The sequence below is a fragment of the Thioalkalivibrio sulfidiphilus genome, assembly GCF_000377945.1.
GTDB classification, from domain to species: domain Bacteria; phylum Pseudomonadota; class Gammaproteobacteria; order Ectothiorhodospirales; family Ectothiorhodospiraceae; genus Thioalkalivibrio_A; species Thioalkalivibrio_A sulfidiphilus_A.
On record NZ_KB898931.1, the window covers coordinates 80198 to 97992 of the forward strand.

At 66.5% G+C, this 17795-nt stretch carries 16 protein-coding genes, 1 tRNA gene and 1 pseudogene; 8 read left to right on the top strand and 10 right to left on the bottom strand.

Features of this window, described 5'->3' with window-relative positions:
* Positions 1 to 220: 220 nt before the first annotated feature.
* Positions 221 to 1117, bottom strand: a complete 897-nt coding sequence (gluQRS, locus tag D580_RS0106210; RefSeq protein ID WP_231363504.1) for a tRNA glutamyl-Q(34) synthetase GluQRS — start codon at positions 1115 to 1117, stop codon at positions 221 to 223.
* A gap of 103 nt (positions 1118 to 1220) precedes the next feature.
* Complete coding sequence (dksA, locus tag D580_RS0106215) at positions 1221 to 1676, bottom strand: RNA polymerase-binding protein DksA (protein WP_018953563.1); 456 nt, start codon at positions 1674 to 1676, stop codon at positions 1221 to 1223.
* A gap of 247 nt (positions 1677 to 1923) precedes the next feature.
* Between dksA and D580_RS0106220 the strand changes: the two genes are divergently transcribed.
* Entirely contained in the window at positions 1924 to 2679 is a 756-nt protein-coding gene (locus D580_RS0106220; protein ID WP_026289759.1) for an HAD family hydrolase, read from the top strand.
* Positions 2680 to 2736: 57 nt separating this feature from the next.
* Here D580_RS0106220 and xseA read toward each other — a convergent pair whose 3' ends face one another.
* Positions 2737 to 4080, bottom strand: a complete 1344-nt coding sequence (gene xseA, locus D580_RS0106225) for an exodeoxyribonuclease VII large subunit (protein ID WP_018953565.1) — start codon at positions 4078 to 4080, stop codon at positions 2737 to 2739.
* Positions 4081 to 4253: 173 nt separating this feature from the next.
* On the opposite strand from xseA, the gene guaB reads away from it, so the two are divergent.
* Both guaB and guaA read left to right on the top strand, forming a co-directional pair.
* Positions 4254 to 5714: an IMP dehydrogenase gene (gene guaB / locus D580_RS0106230; RefSeq protein WP_018953566.1), complete on the top strand. Its 1461-nt coding sequence runs from the start codon at positions 4254 to 4256 to the stop codon at positions 5712 to 5714.
* Positions 5715 to 5813: 99 nt separating this feature from the next.
* Positions 5814 to 7385 (top strand): glutamine-hydrolyzing GMP synthase, encoded by a 1572-nt coding sequence (gene guaA, locus D580_RS0106235; RefSeq protein WP_018953567.1) that lies wholly within the window; start codon positions 5814 to 5816, stop codon positions 7383 to 7385.
* Positions 7386 to 7485: 100 nt separating this feature from the next.
* Here the strand turns inward: guaA and D580_RS0106240 are convergent, their stop codons facing one another.
* Complete coding sequence (locus D580_RS0106240) at positions 7486 to 8307, bottom strand: HDOD domain-containing protein (RefSeq protein ID WP_018953568.1); 822 nt, start codon at positions 8305 to 8307, stop codon at positions 7486 to 7488.
* Between the two features lie 120 nt (positions 8308 to 8427).
* Between D580_RS0106240 and tadA the strand changes: the two genes are divergently transcribed.
* A complete protein-coding gene (gene tadA, locus D580_RS0106245) occupies positions 8428 to 8916 on the top strand; it encodes a tRNA adenosine(34) deaminase TadA (protein WP_018953569.1) in 489 nt (162 codons plus the stop codon).
* A gap of 39 nt (positions 8917 to 8955) precedes the next feature.
* Here tadA and D580_RS0106250 read toward each other — a convergent pair whose 3' ends face one another.
* The 4 genes from D580_RS0106250 to D580_RS0106265 all read right to left on the bottom strand — a co-directional run bounded on the left by D580_RS0106250 (position 8956) and on the right by D580_RS0106265 (position 12414).
* Positions 8956 to 10596 (bottom strand): diguanylate cyclase domain-containing protein, encoded by a 1641-nt coding sequence (locus D580_RS0106250; RefSeq protein ID WP_018953570.1) that lies wholly within the window; start codon positions 10594 to 10596, stop codon positions 8956 to 8958.
* Between the two features lie 290 nt (positions 10597 to 10886).
* Positions 10887 to 11447 carry an NUDIX hydrolase gene (locus tag D580_RS0106255; protein ID WP_018953571.1) on the bottom strand — a complete coding sequence of 187 codons (561 nt, stop codon included), beginning with the start codon at positions 11445 to 11447 and terminating at the stop codon, positions 10887 to 10889.
* A gap of 3 nt (positions 11448 to 11450) precedes the next feature.
* Positions 11451 to 12065, bottom strand: a complete 615-nt coding sequence (locus D580_RS0106260; RefSeq protein ID WP_012637619.1) for a BMC domain-containing protein — start codon at positions 12063 to 12065, stop codon at positions 11451 to 11453.
* Positions 12066 to 12324: 259 nt separating this feature from the next.
* A tRNA-Ser gene (locus D580_RS0106265) sits at positions 12325 to 12414 on the bottom strand.
* A 305-nt stretch (positions 12415 to 12719) separates the two neighbouring features.
* Here D580_RS0106265 and mltF point away from each other — a divergent pair.
* The gene (gene mltF, locus D580_RS0106275; protein ID WP_026289763.1) at positions 12720 to 14168 is read left to right on the top strand and encodes a membrane-bound lytic murein transglycosylase MltF; all 1449 of its coding nucleotides are present in this window, start codon (positions 12720 to 12722) and stop codon (positions 14166 to 14168) included.
* A 16-nt stretch (positions 14169 to 14184) separates the two neighbouring features.
* Positions 14185 to 15222, top strand: coding sequence for an alpha/beta hydrolase (locus tag D580_RS15245; RefSeq protein ID WP_018953574.1), 1038 nt, complete (start codon positions 14185 to 14187; stop codon positions 15220 to 15222).
* 287 nt (positions 15223 to 15509) lie between these two features.
* Here D580_RS15245 and D580_RS0106285 read toward each other — a convergent pair whose 3' ends face one another.
* The gene (locus D580_RS0106285; RefSeq protein WP_018953575.1) at positions 15510 to 16112 is read right to left on the bottom strand and encodes a hypothetical protein; all 603 of its coding nucleotides are present in this window, start codon (positions 16110 to 16112) and stop codon (positions 15510 to 15512) included.
* 81 nt (positions 16113 to 16193) lie between these two features.
* On the opposite strand from D580_RS0106285, the gene D580_RS0106290 reads away from it, so the two are divergent.
* Together D580_RS0106290 and D580_RS0106295 are read left to right on the top strand one after the other, a co-directional pair.
* Complete coding sequence (locus tag D580_RS0106290; RefSeq protein WP_038043263.1) at positions 16194 to 16826, top strand: MliC family protein; 633 nt, start codon at positions 16194 to 16196, stop codon at positions 16824 to 16826.
* Positions 16823 to 17470 (top strand): DsbA family protein, encoded by a 648-nt coding sequence (locus tag D580_RS0106295; RefSeq protein ID WP_018953577.1) that lies wholly within the window; start codon positions 16823 to 16825, stop codon positions 17468 to 17470. The genes D580_RS0106290 and D580_RS0106295 overlap by 4 nt, the downstream gene beginning before the upstream one ends.
* A 56-nt stretch (positions 17471 to 17526) precedes the next feature.
* On the opposite strand, the pseudogene D580_RS0106300 reads toward D580_RS0106295, so the two are convergent.
* A pseudogene (locus tag D580_RS0106300) lies at positions 17527 to 17795 on the bottom strand (IS4 family transposase); the annotation flags it as partial.

Below are 17795 nucleotides of genomic sequence, written 5' to 3' on the forward strand. Positions count from 1 at the left end.
TGAGAGGTGAGAGGTGAGAGGTGAGAGGTGAGAGGTGAGAGGAACGAACAACTGCAGTTCACCCCCTCTCCATCAGGGAGAGGGCCAGGGTGAGGGTGGTTTCCTTCCCACTTCCCAATTCTCCCTTCTTAGTGTGGGAGCGCCCAGTCCGTAGGCCGGATAAGCACAGCGAGCAGATCGGCGGCCGCAGTAGAAGGGTGGTGAGATATGCGGGCTAGAACTACGGGCTGATTTTGTTGAGCGCGTGGTCCAGGATCTCTTCCGGCGAGCGGATGTCGGCCGGCCGGGGTGCCGGCTCGCCCAGGAATTCCAGGGCGCGGATCAGGGTCGGGACGGGATTCGTGTCATCCACCGCCGGGGCGTGGGTCTGCTTGGAGAGCTTCTCGCCCTCGGGGGTGAGCACCAGCCTGTGATGCAGGTAGTCGGGCGTGGGTAGGCCGAGCAGGCGCTGCAGCAGGATCTGGCGGGGGGTGGAGTCCAGCAGGTCGGCGCCGCGCACCACGTGGGTGATGCCTTGGAAGGCGTCGTCCACCACCACCGCCAGCTGGTAGGCGAAGTAGCCGTCGGCCCGGCGGATGACGAAGTCGCCCACTTCCCGGGCCACGTCCTGGCGGATCGGCCCCTGCATCCGGTCTGAGAATGAAATCTCGCCGGCCTCGGTGCGCAGGCGCACTGCGCGGGCGGCCTTGCCCGGGGGCAGGCCCGCGCGGCAGGTGCCGGGATAGACCGGGCCGTCCAGTCCGGGCGGCCCCGCCTCGGCGATCTCCCGGCGGGAGCAGCCGCAGTCGTAGGCATGCCCCGCGGCGCGCAGCTCATCCAGGGCGGCCCAATAGGCCTCCAGCCGGCTGCTCTGGTAGAGCACTGGCCCGTCCCAGTTCAGGCCGAAGGCCTCCAGGGTGCGCAGGATGGCATCCGCCGCCCCCGGCACCTCCCGTGGCGGGTCCAGATCCTCGATGCGCAGCATCCACCGTCCGCCCTGGCGCCGGGCATCCAGCCACGAGGCCAGCGCGGCCACCAGGGAGCCGAAGTGCAGGGGGCCGGTGGGGGAGGGGGCGAAGCGCCCCACGTACTGCGGTGCCTGGTTTTGGGGGTTCAGTGGTGATGGGGCGAGTGGCAAGTGGCTAGTCTCAAGTGGCAAGGAACCCCAAAAAACGAAAGGCGCCGCAGGCGCCTTTCGTTTTTAACCCTTGAGACTAGCCACTTGCAACTAGCCACTGCCTTCAAGCCATCTGCTTCTCCTTGATCTCCTGCAGGGTCTTGCAATCGATGCACAGGGTGGCGGTGGGGCGGGCCTCCAGGCGGCGGATGCCGATCTCGATGCCGCAGGCCTCGCAGTAGCCGTAGTCGCCGGACTCGATGTCGTTCAGGGCCTCGTCGATCTTCTTGATCAGCTTGCGCTCGCGGTCGCGGGTGCGCAGTTCCAGGCTGAATTCCTCTTCCTGGGTGGCCCGGTCGGCGGGATCGGCGAAGTTGGCGGCGTCCTCCTTCATGTGGCCCACGGTGCGGTCCACTTCTTCCATGAGTTCCTGTTTCCATGCCAGCAGGATCTTGCGGAAGTGCTCCTTCTGATCCTTGTTCATGTACTCCTCGCCCTTCTTTTCCTTGTAGGGGGCGATGCCGCTGACGGGCAGCGACATGGTGGCGGGCTTGGCGGCCGTGGTCTTCTTGGAGGCCATGGGCACTATCTCCTGAGTCCTGAAAAGCGTGCTTTATTAACAGAGAACCATGACAGGCGCAAGCACGATGAAGCCCCCGAAATCCGCGATCGAGGTGTCGATCGCGGATTTCGGAGTTAGAATCCTCTCGATGTTCTATCGTTTTCTAGGAATAATGCTGCTTGCTTGTCCTTTGCCCCTACCCCTTACTCCTCGCCCCTTGTCCCTTGCCACTTGCCACTGAACAAACCCTGCCCCGGAGCCCATCGTGAGTGAATTGCGCGCACTGATTTTCGACGTGGACGGTACCCTCGCCGACACCGAGCGGGACGGCCACCGGGTGGCCTTCAATGCGGCCTTCAGGGAGGCCGGCCTGGACTGGGACTGGGACGAGGCCCTGTACGGCAAGCTGCTGGCGGTCACCGGGGGCAAGGAGCGCATCCGCCACTACCTGGATCATTACAACACCGCCTTCGAGCGCCCCGCGGCGCTGGACGAGTTCATCGCCGAGCTGCACAAGGCCAAGACCCGCCACTATCTGGACATGCTCAAGGACGGCGCCATCCCCCTGCGCCCCGGCGTGGCCCGGCTGCTGGCCGAGGCCCGGGCGGCGGGGCTGCAGCTTGCCATCGCCACCACCACCACGCCGGCCAACGTGGTCTACCTGCTGGAATCCACCCTGGGGCGGGAGTCGGTGGAGTGGTTCTCGGTGATCGCCGCCGGTGACGTGGTGCCCGCCAAGAAGCCCGCCGCGGACATCTTCGAGTACGCCCTGCGTCACCTGGGCCTGCCCGCCGAGGCCTGCCTGGCCTTCGAGGACTCCGCCAACGGTGTCCGCTCCTCCGTGGGTGCCGGTCTGCGCACCATCGTGACCGTCAACGGCTACACCCGGGACGAGGACTTCACCGGCGCCCTGCTGGTGCTGGACCAGTTCGGCGAGCCGGGCAGCCCGTGCACGGTGCTGGCGGGACCGGCGGTGGAGGGGGGGTATCTCACTGTGGAGCAGATGAAACAGTGGGGTTGAAGTGCGAAGTGGGAATTTGGAAGTGGGAATGAAAGGCTTTACTTCGCACTTCCCAATTCACCCTTCGTACCTGGTAACGACCGTGCAACTCAGTCTTCCCTTCCCCAGTCTTGCCTCCACCCGGTCGTTCACCTGCACCTGGAACGCGTCCCGGATCACCTGACCCTCGGCCGTGGTGAGGATGCTGTAGCCCCGGCCCAGGGTGGCCAGGGGGCTCACGGAATGCAGTGCCCGGCCGGCAGCGGCGAGGCGTGCCTCGAAGCGGTCCAGGCGCCGGCGCAGGGCGCTGTCCAGGCGCAGACGCAGCTGGGTCCCGCGGGCCTCCAGGCGCTCCAGGGCCCGGGCGGGGGAGCGGTGCTGCAGCCGGTCCTGGAGCCTGGCCAGACGGGATTCCCGGTGGCGCAGGCGGTGCTGCATGGCGAGTGCCAGACGGCGTTCCAGTTCGTCCACCCGCTGGGCCTGGTTCTGCAGGCGCCGCTCGGGGTGCTGCTGACGCAGACGCCGTTCCAGATTGTCCAGTTTCAGGGCCTGGTGCTGCAGTCCCCGCTGTATGCGTTCCACCAGCAGGCGCCGCTGGCGCTCCACGTGCAGCAGCCATTCATCGCGCAGGGGGCTGACCAGTTCCGCGGCCGCCGAGGGTGTGGCGGCGCGCAGGTCGGCGGCCAGGTCCGCGATCGTGACGTCCACCTCGTGGCCCACGCCGCTGACCACCGGGATCTCGCAGTCGTGGATCGCCCGGGCCACGATCTCCTCGTTGAAGGCCCAGAGGTCCTCCAGGGAGCCGCCGCCCCGGGCCAGGATCAGCACGTCACAGTCCTTGCGCGCCGAGGCCGTGCGCAGGGCCTCGGCGATGGCCGGGGCGGCCGCAGCACCCTGCACCGGCACCGGGTAGATGAGCACCGGCAGGCCCGGGAAGCGCCGGCGCAGTACGGACAGGATGTCCCGGATGGCCGCACCCGTGGGCGAGGTGATCACCCCCAGGCGTCGCGGGAAGCGGGGCAGGGGCTGCTTGTGCCCGGCATCGAACAGACCCTCCCGTTCCAGGCGCTGCTTGAGTTCCTCGAAGGCCCGGCGCAGGGCGCCGTCGCCGGCTTCTTCCATGTGCTCCACGATGAGCTGGTAGTCCCCCCGGGGGGCGTAGAGTCCCACCCGGGCGCGCACCAGCACCTGCATGCCGTCGGCGGGCCGAAAGCGCAGCAGCTGGGCCCGGTTGCGGAACAGGGCGCAGCGCACCTGGGCGCCGCTGTCCTTGAGGGTGAAATACAGGTGCCCCGAGGCCGGGCGGGACACGCTGGAGAGCTCACCTTCCACCCAGATGAGCGGGAAGGTCCCCTCCAGCAGGCTCTGCACGGCCTGGTTGAGGCGGGTGACGGTGAAGATGTCGCGATCGGTGACTGTCATTCGGTGCTCCGGGTAACGGGCGCAAAGACTCGTAGGTTTCAGGATACTTGGAAGGCGTATTCATCCTTCACCTTTCATCCTTCCGATGCCCGTGGGCATCGGGAGCGGTTTACCCAAGTGGGCTCGATCTTTATAATTGACCGATTAACCTCCACTTCCTCACGAGATCGGTTATGCGCATCGTACAGGAAGCCCTCACCTTCGACGACGTCCTGCTGCTGCCCGCCCATTCCACGGTGCTGCCCAAGGATGTGGACCTCACCACGCGTCTGACACGGGGCATCACCCTCAACATCCCGCTGTTGTCCGCCGCCATGGACACCGTGACCGAGGGCCGCCTGGCCATCGCCATGGCCCAGGAAGGCGGCATCGGCATCATTCACAAGAACATGAGCATCGAGGCCCAGGCTCAGCAGGTGCGCTTGGTCAAGAAGTACGAAAGCGGGGTGATCAGCGATCCCGTGACCGTGACCCCCGACACCAGCATCCGCGAGGTGCTGGCCATCACCCGTGCCCACAACATCTCCGGCGTGCCGGTGGTGGACGGCGTCGACCTGGTGGGCATCGTCACCAGCCGCGACCTGCGCTTCGAGACCCGCATGGACGCCCCGGTGTCCGAGATCATGACGCCGAAGGAGCGCCTGGTGACGGTGCGCGAGGGGGCCGAGAAGGAAGAGGTGCAGCACCTGCTGCACAAGCACCGCATCGAGAAGGTGCTGGTGATCAACGACCAGTTCCACCTGCGCGGCATGATCACCGTCAAAGACATCCAGAAGTCCACCGACTTCCCCCTGGCCTGCAAGGACGAGCGAGGCCGCCTGCGGGTGGGCGCCGCCGTGGGCGTGGGCGCCGGCACCGACGAGCGCATCGCCGCCCTGGTGGAGGCCGGTGTGGACGTGGTGGTGGTGGACACCGCCCACGGTCATTCCCAGGGCGTGCTGGACCGGGTGTCCTGGGTTAAGAAACACTATCCCGACCTGCAGGTGATCGGCGGCAACATCGCCACTGCCGAGGCCGCCCAGGCCCTGGTGGCCGCGGGCGCCGACGGCGTGAAGGTGGGCATCGGCCCCGGCTCCATCTGCACCACTCGCATCGTGGCCGGCGTGGGCGTGCCCCAGATCACGGCAATTGCCAATGTGCGCGAGGCCCTGCGCAACACCGACGTGCCCCTGGTGGCCGATGGCGGCATCCGCTTCTCCGGCGACCTGGCCAAGGCCATGGCCGCCGGCGCCCATTCCGTCATGATGGGCGGCCTGTTCGCCGGCACCGAGGAGGCGCCCGGCGAGGTGGAGCTCTACCAGGGTCGTTCCTACAAGTCATACCGGGGCATGGGCTCCCTGGGTGCCATGCAGCAGGGCTCCTCGGACCGCTACTTTCAGGACAGCGAAAGCGTAGTGGAGAAGTTCGTGCCCGAGGGCATCGAGGGTCGCGTGCCCTACAAGGGCACCATCGTGGCCATCATCCACCAGCTGCTGGGTGGCCTGCGTTCCTCCATGGGCTACGTGGGCTGCGCCACCATCGAAGAGATGCGCAGCAAGCCCGGCTTCGTGCGCGTGACCAGCGCCGGCATGCGCGAGAGCCACGTGCATGATGTGACCATCACCAAGGAAGCACCCAATTACCGGATGGACTGACGTCCATCCGGCAGTGGCAAGTGGCTAGTGGCTAGTGGCAAGGAAACCTTGCTCTTGTCCTTCCCTTGCCACTAGCCACTTGAGACTAGCCACTTGTCCATGAACATCCATTCCCACCGCATCCTGATCCTCGACTTCGGTTCCCAGTACACCCAGCTGATCGCGCGCCGGGTGCGTGAGTGCGGGGTCTATTCCGAGATCCATCCCTGGGACATGAACCCGGAGGCCCTGCGCGCGTTCGCGCCCAGCGGCATCATCCTCTCCGGCGGTCCTGAGTCGGTGAACATGGACAACCCGCCCCGGGCCCACGAGCTGGTGTTCGAACTGGGTGTGCCGGTGCTGGGCATCTGCTACGGCATGCAGACCATGGCGGCCCAGCTGGGCGGCCGGGTGGAAAGCTCTGATCACCGGGAATTCGGCTACGCCCAGGTACGCGCCCGTGGCCACACCCGCCTGCTCAAGGACATCGAGGATCACACCACGCCGGAGGGCTACGGCCTGCTGGACGTGTGGATGTCCCACGGCGACCGGGTCACCGAGATGCCGGAAGGCTTCAAGCTCATGGCCTCCACGGACTCCGCGCCCATCGCCGGCATGGCCGACGAGGCGCGGCGCTTTTATGGCGTGCAGTTCCATCCCGAGGTCACCCACACCCGCCAGGGTATGCGCATCCTGTCGCGCTTCGTGCACGAGATCTGCGGTTGCGAAAGTCTGTGGACCGCCGAGAACATCATCGACGACATGATCACCCGGGTGCGTGAGCAGGTGGGGGAGGACCAGGTGATCCTGGGCCTCTCGGGTGGCGTGGACTCCTCGGTGGTGGGCGCGCTGCTGCACAAGGCCATCGGCGATCAGCTCACCTGCGTGTTCGTGGACACCGGCCTGCTGCGCCTGCACGAGGGTGACCAGGTGATGGCCACCTTCGCCAGGCACATGGGCGTGAAGGTCATTCGTGTGGACGCCGAGGCGCGTTTCCTGAAAGCACTGGCCGGTATCACCGACCCGGAGGCCAAGCGCAAGATCATCGGCGGCCTGTTCGTGGAGGTGTTCGACGAGGAGGCCGGCAAGCTCAGCAATGCCAAGTGGCTGGCCCAGGGCACCATCTACCCGGACGTGATCGAGTCCGCCGGTTCCAAGACCGGCAAGGCCCACGTGATCAAGTCCCACCACAACGTGGGCGGCCTGCCCGAGCACATGAAGATGGGCCTGGTAGAGCCGCTGCGGGAACTGTTCAAGGACGAGGTGCGCAAGATCGGCGTGGAGCTGGGTCTGCCCAGCGAGATGGTCTACCGCCACCCGTTCCCGGGCCCGGGCCTCGGCGTGCGCATCCTCGGCGAGGTGAAGAAGGAATACGCCGACCTGCTGCGCAAGGCCGACCACATCTTCATCGAGGAGCTGCGCAAGGCGGATCTCTACGACCAGGTCTCCCAGGCCTTCGTGGTGTTCCTGCCGGTCAAGTCCGTGGGCGTGATGGGCGACGGGCGGAAATACGACTACGTGGTGTCCCTGCGCGCCGTGGAGACCATCGACTTCATGACCGCCCGCTGGGCACACCTGCCCTACGAGTTCCTGGACACCGTGTCCCGGCGCATCATCAACGAGGTGAACGGGATCTCCCGGGTCACCTACGACATCTCAGGCAAGCCGCCGGCGACGATCGAGTGGGAATAAGGGCGCTAGAGACAAGAGGCAAGATACAAGAGACAAGTGAACGGCTTTTTCCTGTCTCCTGTATCTTGCCTCTTGTCTCTGCCCTGTGAGCGCTTCGCGCTCACAGGAATATTCTGCTCACCAGTTCCATCCCCTTCATGCTCTGGTCCCAATGCAGGTCGGGGTCCTCGGCGGTGTAGCCGAGGCGGCGGTAGGCGGGGATGTGCAGGCGGTTGATGCGGCCCAGGCGGTGGCGGGTGGCCTGGTAGCTCTCGACGTTGGCGGCCTGAACCACGTCCACGTAGTCCACCGGCACGTCGTCGCCCGGGTCGCGCTTGAGGTTTTCGTGTTCCGCGACCACCGCGATCAGGTCCGGTTCGAAGTTCCAGGCCTTGAGCACCGCCTTGCCCACCGCGCCGTGCAGTGAGGCGATAATCATGCCGAGCTGCTCGTCGTTCTGAACGATCTCGTCCACATCCTTGGCCTTGTTGAGGATGGGGATCACGCCGATGTCGTGCACCAGGCCCGCCAGCAGGGCTACCTCGCCGTCCAGGTGCCGGTGGCGCAGGGAGATGAGCATGCTGAGCGCCGCCACCTCCATGCTGTGTTCCCAGAGCCGTTCCATGCGCTCCTTGATGCTGCGGTGACCGGTCTTGAACACCTCCTTCATGGACATGGTCAGGAGGATGTTCTTGGTCTTCTGCAGGCCCAGGCGAGTGATGGCGGACTTGATGGTGGCACAGCGGGTCAGCCCCCGGTAGGCGGGGCTGTTGGCATAGCGCACCAGGCGGGTGGCCATGGCCGTGTCGCGGGCCACCACGGCGGTGACATCATCGATGGAGCTGTCGTCCCGGTTGATGGTGAACAGGGCCTGGAGGGAGAGGTCGGGCAGGGTCGGGATCTGAATGCCGTTGTTCTGCAGGTCGGCCTTGAGCTTCCCCACGAAGTCATCAACGATTTCTTTGCTATCTTTCCCGTTGCTCACGCCCGAACAAGCCCGTTATATGTGGAATGGGGCGTAGTATGACACAAGCCTTTGCCGACCCGGAGCGGGGAGCGCGCCTTGACCGACAAACTGTCCAAACCCAGTGACGAAGACCAGCACTGGATGCGCCATGCCCTGGAACTGGCGGCCCGGGCCGAGGCGGCCGGCGAGGTGCCCGTGGGTGCCGTACTGGTGCGCGACGGCGAATTGCTGGGGGAGGGCTGCAACGGCCCCATCGCCGCCCACGATCCCACCGCCCATGCGGAGATCGCGGCGCTGCGCGCGGCGGCGGCCCGGGTGGGCAACTACCGTCTGCCCGGGACCACGCTCTATGTGACCCTGGAGCCTTGTCCCATGTGCGTGGGGGCCATGATCCATGCCCGGGTGGCGCGCCTGGTGTACGGTGCCGCCGATCCCAAGACCGGCGCCGTCGGCGGCGCCCTGGACCTGCTCGGGCATCCCAGTCACAACCATCGCATCGAGGTCACGGGGGGCGTGCTGGCCGAGGACTGCGCCGAGCAGTTGCGGGCCTTCTTCCGGGCCCGGCGGCAGAGCCGTACTCAGTAGCTCTGCACGGTCAGGGCCGGGTCGCGTCGCGTCTAGGCCTCAGTCTCCCGCCAAACGGATGCTGCCCTTGCCGGCGGCCTTGGCGGCGTACATGGCTGCATCCGCGCCGGCCATCAGTGTCTCGCTGGTCTCGCCATGATCGGGGTACACGGCGATGCCGATGCTGACACCCACGGCCACTTCTCCGCTGGCGAGGGCGATGGGCTGGCTGATCGCCTCAACGAGTTTCCCGGCGACCTGTTGCGCTTCGTCAGGCTCGCCAAGATCTTCCAGCAGCACCACGAATTCGTCCCCCGCCAGGCGGGCGGCCACGTCGCTGCGCCGAATGGATTCTTTCAGGCGTCGGGCGGTATGGATGATCACCTGGTCTCCGGCCGCATGGCCGTAACGGTCGTTGATGGCCTTGAAGCCGTCCAGGTCACAGAGCATCACCGCCGCTTTCTTACCCGAGCGGCTGGCCCGCTCCAGGGCCTTATCCAGGTGTGCCCGGAACAGGTTGCGGTTGGGCAGGGCGGACAGCGGGTCGTGGTGGGCCAGGTGCCAGAGTTGCTGCTGCACGGCCTGGTCCGCGGTGATGTCCCGCACGGTGCCCAACATGCGCACGGGCCGTCCTTGCTCGTCCCGGGTGACCTCAGCCTCTTCGCGCACGTGGCGGACCTCCCCGTCGGGGCGCACGATGCGGTGGTCGACCCGGTACGGTGCATCGTCCGCAAGGGCGCGTTTGACCGCCTGCTGCAAGGCCTCCCGGTCGTCGGGGTGCACGTGCTCCAGGAACAGTTCGTAGGAGGCCGGGTGGCCGCTGCGTTCGATCCCGAACAACTGGTAGATGCTGTCCGACCAGTGCAGCCGGCCGTGTTCGATATCCCAGTCCCAGTGCCCAAGCCCCGCGATGCGTTGGGCATCCTCCAGGCGGGCGGTGGTCTCCAGGAGTGCTGCCGTGCGTTCGGCAACGGTGCGTTCCAGGCCCTCCTGGGTCTCGCGCAGCAGGGCCTCGGCCCGGCGGCGTACTTCGACTTGGGAGAGCAGATCCTCCTGCTGGCGCTGGATGCGGCCCGTGACGTTCAGGGCAATGATGAAGATGAGCAGCGTGGCCACCATGGCCGTGAGCAGGAAGGTGCGCCGGGTCTGCTCCCGGGCCTGCGCCAGTTCATCCAGCGCCTGTTGGTAGGCCTGCTGGAAGGTGTCAAGGATCAGGTCTATGTGCGCCATGACCCGTTCCTGTTTGGGTAGTGATTGATCGAGCAGCACGGACAGGGCGAGTTCCTGCTGATCCTCCAGCCCTGCCTCCACGACGCTGACCATGATGGGTGTGCCCAGGGCGTTGAGCCGACGTAGTTCCTCCAGCAGGGCGACCTCCGTGGGCTCCGTGGTCAGGCGTTCCACGTCCGCCCGGGCGGCCATGAACTCCCGCGCCAGGGCGCCGAACTCCTGGGCGTATTCATCGCGCAGGAACGGGTCATCGGTGCTCACGATCAGGCTCATGCGAATGAAGCGTTCCCGCACGATGCTGCGCATCCGGTGCATGCGGTCCAGCTTTTCTGCATGACGCTGGGTGAGGTGATCCATCTGGCTATGCAGCGCCTCCACCCGGATCCAGCCCAGGACGGCCACCACCAGCATCAGGATGATGACCAGGGTGAACGCGGCGGCGAGATAGGGTGTGGCGCGTGTGTGTGGCAAGGCTTCTGACCGTCCGTGCGATGGGTGCACTGCGGTCATCTTACCCTAGCCCGCATATCTCACCACCCTTCTACTGCGGCCGCCGATCTGCTCGCTGTGACGGGGCGTGCTCACTTCAGCCGGCTTGACGTAGTGTCGGCTACGCCGGCGCCGTCTTCCGTTCCGCGCGCCCCGTCACAGCGGCATCTCGACGCCCTCGCTACGAACGGTGGTGAGATATGCGGGCTAGTCGTCGGGGCTCAAGTACCGGGCCCCGGCAGGGGATCGTTGCGCTGGTTCGCCGGCCGGGTTCACCGGGGCAGGGCGGCGCGCATGCGCCGGGTCTTCTCCACCATGCGCCAGGTGGAGCGGCTGTTGTTGTAGCGGGAGACGGCGGTCAGGGGGACCCAGATGACCTGGTGGGACTCCTCGTTGCCGGGCACGGGCAGGCGATCGTCGATCTCCACCAGGAAGCGGATGTCGATGTGCTCGTGGCTGGCATCCTCGGTGGTGGGTTCGGTGATGTGGATATCCACGTCGAACACGTCATCGGCCATCAGGCGCAGATGTTCGTAGCCCAGGCCGGTCTCTTCGTGGGCCTCCTTGAGGGCCACCTGCAGGATGTCGTGATCGCCGTCCGCATGTCCGCCGGGCTGGAACCACTGGTTGAGCTTGCGGTGGTGCATGAGCAGCACCCGGTCGCGGCCCGGGTTGACCACCCATGTGGAACCGGTGACGTGGGTCGGGATGTCGCGCTGGAAGCAGTCCGGGTGACGGGAGACGAAGTCGTAGGCACGCCGGACGAAGGCCGCCTCCTCGATGAAGGGGGTGCGGTGCAACGCCAACAGGCTGAGCAGTTGCTGGCGATGCATGGTTCAGGTGCCCGCGGGTCTTTCCAGGGCAGCCAGGGCCGCGGCGGCCGCTTCGTCCACGTCGGCCTCCCGGCCCGCCAGGGTCAGGCGGCCGAAGGCGCCCACCGCCTTCACGTCGATGATGGTGATGTTGGCGGCCTTCTCTGCCTGGTTGGCGGCGTAGATGATGTAGCCGGCGGGCTCCACCTCCAGGATGAACATGCTCTGGTCCGGCAGGATCATGGAGCCGCGACGGTTCTGCCGGTTGATGAGCACCGTGTGATCCGGCGTCATGCCGCGGATGATCTCCTGCCAGGTGATGCGCGGCGCCTGGCGCTCGTGCCAGTCGGCGCCCATGCGCGAGAGCAGCACCCGGCCGGCCTCCTGCACGTCGCTCTGGTCCCGGTAATGGATCACCATGGAGCCGTATTCGCGCTCGATCACCTGCTGGGCCAGGTGCACCCGGGTGGCCTTGAGGGCGATGTCGGTGAGCCGATGAACCGCCATACCCGGGGAGACCTCTACCCACAGGCAGGCATCCCCGGGGACCGGCAGGAATCCCTGGGACACGGTGGCCATGTATTCCGCCAGCTGGGGCTGGAGGGAATCCATGTAGACGTAGGTTCGAAGTTTGATCATCAGCCTGCCGGTATCACCTGCGCGACAGTCTCGCTGTCACGCCCACTATTGAACACGCGGAGCACCGCGCCGGGAACAGGGTATCCGGCGGATCGGGCTCAAGCTCACGCGGTGGTTGTTTCAGATGGGGCCCCGGATCATGACCACCGATCCGGTGGTGTCCCTCTGGTTGTAGTTATGTACGGGGCGGGGTTCGAATCCCGATCCGCGTTCTCCCGGAGACTGGCTGTTGGCCAACCACGGGTTCTGTTTCTTAAATTGGCGGAGAGGGTGGGATTCGAACCCACGGTACTCTTGCGAGTACAACGGTTTTCGAGACCGCCCCGTTCGACCACTCCGGCACCTCTCCAGGTCGATTGCTTCTTCTAGCCGCGGCCCGCGACGCGCCGTTGAGGCGCGCCACGGACCGTGTACAACGGTTTGTACTCGCGCCTTCCCTGGCGCTCGCCCTTCGGGCGGCCTGCGGCCGTACGGATCGGCTGTCCTGCCGACCCGTCGAGACCGCCCAGCTCGGCCGCGCCGGAGTCTTCCAGGGGCATCAGCCCGGCCAGGAAACTCTCAAGCGGGATGCCGGTCCAAAAACAACCGGCCACGGCAGGCAATTGCGTATTATAAGTTCAAACGCCGGCCCACTTATAGCCCCGCAGACCCCAGTTGAAACTCTACCGCCGACAATTGACGGACATGCAGCGCCTGGAACTGCTGGGATTCCTGATCCTGGTGGCCATCACGCTGCTGTTTGCCTTCAACAACCCCCGCAGCGCCCTGGACCGGGTGCTGGACCGGGGTGAGCTGGTGGTGGCCATGCGGGTGGGGCCGACCACCTATTTTTCCGGTCCGGATGGGGTGACGGGCTTTGAGTACGAGCTTGCCCAGGCCTTTGCCGAGCGTCTGGGCGTGCGCCTGAGGGTGGTGGTGCCGGATCGCTTCGAGGAGATCCTGCCCATGGTGGAACGGGGGCGGGTGGACCTGGCGGCGGCGGGGATCACGGTGACCGAAGAGCGTCGCCAGCAGGTCCGCTTCGGCCCGGCCTACAAGGAGGTCACCGAGCAGCTGGTGTATCGCATGGGCAGGGAGTCACGCCCCCGGTCCCTGGCGGACCTCAACGGCCAGACCTTGGGAGTGCTCCCGGGCACCACCCATGCGAGCCGACTGAGCGAGCTTAAGTCCGAATTCCCGGAACTCGACTGGCAGGAGACCGGCCACGGTGACATCAAGGGCCTGCTGCGGGAGGTCTGGCGCGGGGGGCTCGAGCTGGCGGTGGCGGACTCGGTGGAACTGGCCTCCCTGCAGCGCTTCTATCCCGAACTGCGCGCGGCCTTCGATATCTCCGAACCCCGGGCCCTGGCCTGGGCCCTGCCCCGGGTGCGGGATGACAGCCTCTACGAGCAGGTGCTGGCCTTCTTCGAGGAGATCCGGGAGAACGGCTGGCTGGAGCAGCTGCTGGAAAGGCATTTCGGTCATGTGGATGTGCTGGACTATGTGGGCACGGTCACCTTCGTTCAGCAGGTGGACGAGCGGCTCTCCGAGTACCTGGACCTGTTCAAGGAGGCTGCAGAACTCCATGGCATGGACTGGCGCCTGCTGGCGGCCATCAGTTACCAGGAGTCGCACTGGAATCCCCGGGCGGTCTCACCCACCGGGGTGCGCGGCATGATGATGCTGACCCAGAACACCGCCGCGCAGCTCGGCGTGAGCAACCGCATGGATCCCCGGGAGAGCGTGATGGGAGGCGCGGAGTACTTCAGGCACATGCATTCCCGCATCCCTGACCGAATTCCCGAGCCGGATCGCACCTGGCTGGCCCTGGCGGCCTACAACGTGGGTCTGGGACACCTGGAGGACGCCCGGCGCATCACCGTGGGGCAGGGACGCAACCCGGACCGCTGGATGGACGTGATGGCGCACCTGCCCCTGCTGGCCCAGGAAAACTGGTACCGGCGCACCCGTTTCGGTTACGCCCGGGGCTGGGAGCCGGTGATCTACGTGCAGAACATCCGCAGCTATTACGACATGCTGGTCTGGTTGACCGATGAGTCCGGCGGCCGTCCCCCGCCCCTGCCCAAGATCGAGCCGCTGAACATCCTGCCCCCGGGCCTCTGAGGCTGGACCAGTCGCCATGAAGCGCGCCGCCGTCCTGTCCCTCTGGGTCCTGCTGCTTGCCGCCGGCTGTGGCGGCCGGGTCGCGCCGGCCCCACCGTCCGCCGAGCATCCCGGCCTGTACCCCTCGTACGTCATCACCCCGGACGGCTATCGTCTGCCCCTGCATCACTGGGCCCCGGAGGGCGAACCCCGAGGCGTGGTGCTGGCGCTGCATGGCTTCGGCGATCACGGTGCCTCGTTCGAGGCCCTGAGCGCGCCGCTCACGGAGGCGGGCTTCACGATCTACGCGCCGGACCAGCGGGGCTTCGGGGCCACCTCCAGGCCCGGGATCTGGGCCGGGCAGGCGGCCATGATCGCGGACGTGCGCACCCTGACGGGCTGGCTGCGCGAGCGTCATCCGGGGCTGCCCGTCTTCCTGGTGGGCAAGAGCATGGGTGGCGCCGTGGTACTGGCCACCCTGGGGGCGGATGAACCGCCCCAGGTGGACGGGGCGGTGCTGATCGCACCGGCGGTCTGGGCGCGGGAGACCATGCCCTGGTACCAGCGTCTCGGCCTGTGGGTGATGCTGCGCATCGCCCCCGGCATGCACCTGTCCGGGGACACGGTCCATGACCTGGGCATCCGCCCCACCGACGACATCGAGGTGGCCCGGGCCCTGAGCCGGGACCCGCTGGTGCTCAAGCGGGCACGGGTGGACACCGTTCACGGTCTCACCGAACTCATGGGCCAGGCCCTGGAGGCCAGCGCCCATCTGCCGGGGCCGGCCCTGATTCTCTACGGGGGCAATGACCAGGTGATCCCGGCGCGGCCGGTGTGCGCCATGCTGGAACGCCTGCCCGAGCAGGATTCAGTCCCCTGGCGCATGGCCTTCTATCCCGAGGGCTATCACATGCTGACCCGCTACACGGGCGCGGCCCAGACCCACGCGGACCTGGCCGCCTGGCTCACGGATGTATCCGGCAGCCTGCCCTCGGGCCGGGAAGCGAGCCGTTCCGAGGTTTTCCAGGTCCTGTGCGCGGGCCGTGCGCGTTCGCACGACGACCCGCAGGGCTAGCCCGCATATCTCACCGGGATCGCGGGAGCAGGCGAAGGATTCGTGTCTGTAGGCGCCGCTCTGGAGCGAAACCCATAGCCGTAGCTATGGGTTGAGTGAAGAGCAAGCCTACGGGCGCGAAGACGAGCCTGAACCGCGATAGGACTCCGGCGGGAACAGTCTGTCATGCCGAGGTCGGCAACCATTTCGACATATTTGACCGATGTGTCAACCTGTTGCACGCCAGCTGTTGCACGCCAGCCGGTGTCCGACCGGTGAGATATGCGGGCTAGCTGCTCCAACGATGCCTATTGGGCTTCCCTGCGACGCAGGATCCCGCCGACACCGAGCACGTCCAGGACCTCGCCGGTGGACTCCAGTACCCGGATCACCTGGTCCTCGGTCTCCATCAGGATGGTGCCTTCGGGTTGCTCGGGCAGGCGGCTCAGGAGATCGTCCGAGGGACGGCGGCCATGGCGAACCTGTTCCTGGCTGAGTACCTGCCCGGCCTCCACCTTGCGCTGCCAGCCCGGGGGCAGGTCACCGCGACGTTCCATCCTGCGCTGAAGGCCCGGGGGCAATTCCCGCTGTCCCTCGGCCACGCCGGGCCGGGGGCGGGGATGGTTCTGATACCACGTGCGCACGGCCTCGCTTTCCTCGGGCCTGAAGCGGTAGCGATCGTAGTCCCGCCCCCGTTCCTGTTCGGTCCGCTGTCGGGGATCACGGGCGTCGATGCGGTCATCGCGCTGCGGGGTGGATTCACGCTGTCGCCCCGGCGCCTGCTCCACCGGCTTGCCCCGGGGGCCGTCGGCGCCGTTGCCCAGCTGTACCGGCGGCGGTTGGGCATGGCCGGTATGAAAGGCCAGCAGCAGGGTGCTCGCGAGCATCAGGGTCAGGGCATATCGTGGCATCGCGGATTCCTCCTGGTGGTGAGCTTTATGGCAAAGTCTGAGTCTACCTGACATGGTCAACAACTGCGTGAGGGTGCGTCGATGAATCGGGTCCCGTCTGTTGTGCTGATCCTGGTGCTGCTCGCCGGGCTCTCCGCCTGTCAGCGGTCGCCACACCAGGACACTCGCTACCAGTGTGCCGAGCAGCGGGTGGAGACCCGCCTGGGCGAGCATCGCATGCAGTTGCGCCTGCCCGAGCGGGACCTGGTGCTCGATGCGGTGGTGTCCGCCTCCGGCGCCCGCTACGAGGATGCCGACGGCAACGGTTTCTGGAGCAAGGGTCCGACCGAGGCCCTGCTGCGCCTTCAGGGCGGCGCCTGGGTGAACTGCGAATCCACCGAGGCCCGCTCCCCCTGGGTGGCGGCCCGGGACCGGGGCGTGGTCTACCGCGCCGTGGGGCAGGAGCCCGGCTGGGTAGTGGAAGTGGGGCTCGGCGAGGCGCCGGCCATGACCCTGGTGATGGATTACGGACAGCGGCGCCTGGAGATCCCCCGCGCCCGTCGCCTGGAGGGTGACGCGGGCTATGTGGGAGAAGCCGGCGATGTGGCGGTGAGCCTGCACATCCTGCGCGAGGCCTGCACGGACGTGATGAGCGGCGAGGCCTTTCCCACCCGGGCCGAGCTGCGGCTGGACGAAGCCATCTACCGGGGCTGCGGACATGAGCTGTCCCCATGAGCACCGGCGTCACGCTCTACTATGTCCACGATCCCATGTGCAGCTGGTGCTGGGGCTTTGCCCCGGTGCTGGCGGAGCTGGAGTCGCGCCTGCCCGCTGATCTGCCCGTGCGGCGCCTGCTGGGTGGCTTGGCGCCGGACACCCACGAGCCCATGCCCGAGGCCATGCGCGGCTACATTCAGGATGCCTGGCGGCAGATCCAGCGTCGCATACCCGGCACCGAGTTCAACTTCGACTTCTGGACCCGTTGCCGGCCCCGGCGCGCCACCTATCCCGCCTGCCGGGCCGTGATCGCCGCCCGGCGCCAGGGTGCCCAGTACGACCGGGCCATGACCCGCGCCATCCAGGTCGCCTATTACACCCGCGCGCTCAACCCCTCCGATGACGAGACCCTGATCGGGCTCGCCGCTGAGCTGGGCCTGGATGCGGCGCGCTTCGCCCGGGATCTCAAGGCGCCGGACGTGCAGGAGGCACTGGAGGCCGAGATCGCCCTCGCGCGTTCCCTGGACGTGGAAAGCTTTCCGAGCCTGGTGCTCGAGACCCGCACGGGGCCGCATCCCATTGCGGTGGATTATCGCGACAGCGGCCCCATGCTGGAGCGCATCCTGAAGCTCTGGGAGATGGAGCGGCAGAGGGATGCGTGATTCAGAATTCAAGATTCAAGATTCAAAATTCAAAGGGGACACTCACTAGTGTCCGGTTAAGAATCGAACAGATTCAATCGGTTACGAGACTCAGGGTCATCGCAGCTGTAGTTTGCATCCAAGAATGCCGCATTTAACGGCATTTTCTCGAACAGCGTGATCGAGAAAATCTGTAGCAAAGTGTAGAGAGAAACCTGCGGGTCCAATCGTTTCTTGACAATGGCCACCAACACATAGACCGACACGGCGCTCCAGATTTGTGTCTTGACCGCATTCTCTGAGGTCCCCAGGAACTTCTTGATGCGCAGGTGTTGCTTGATCCACT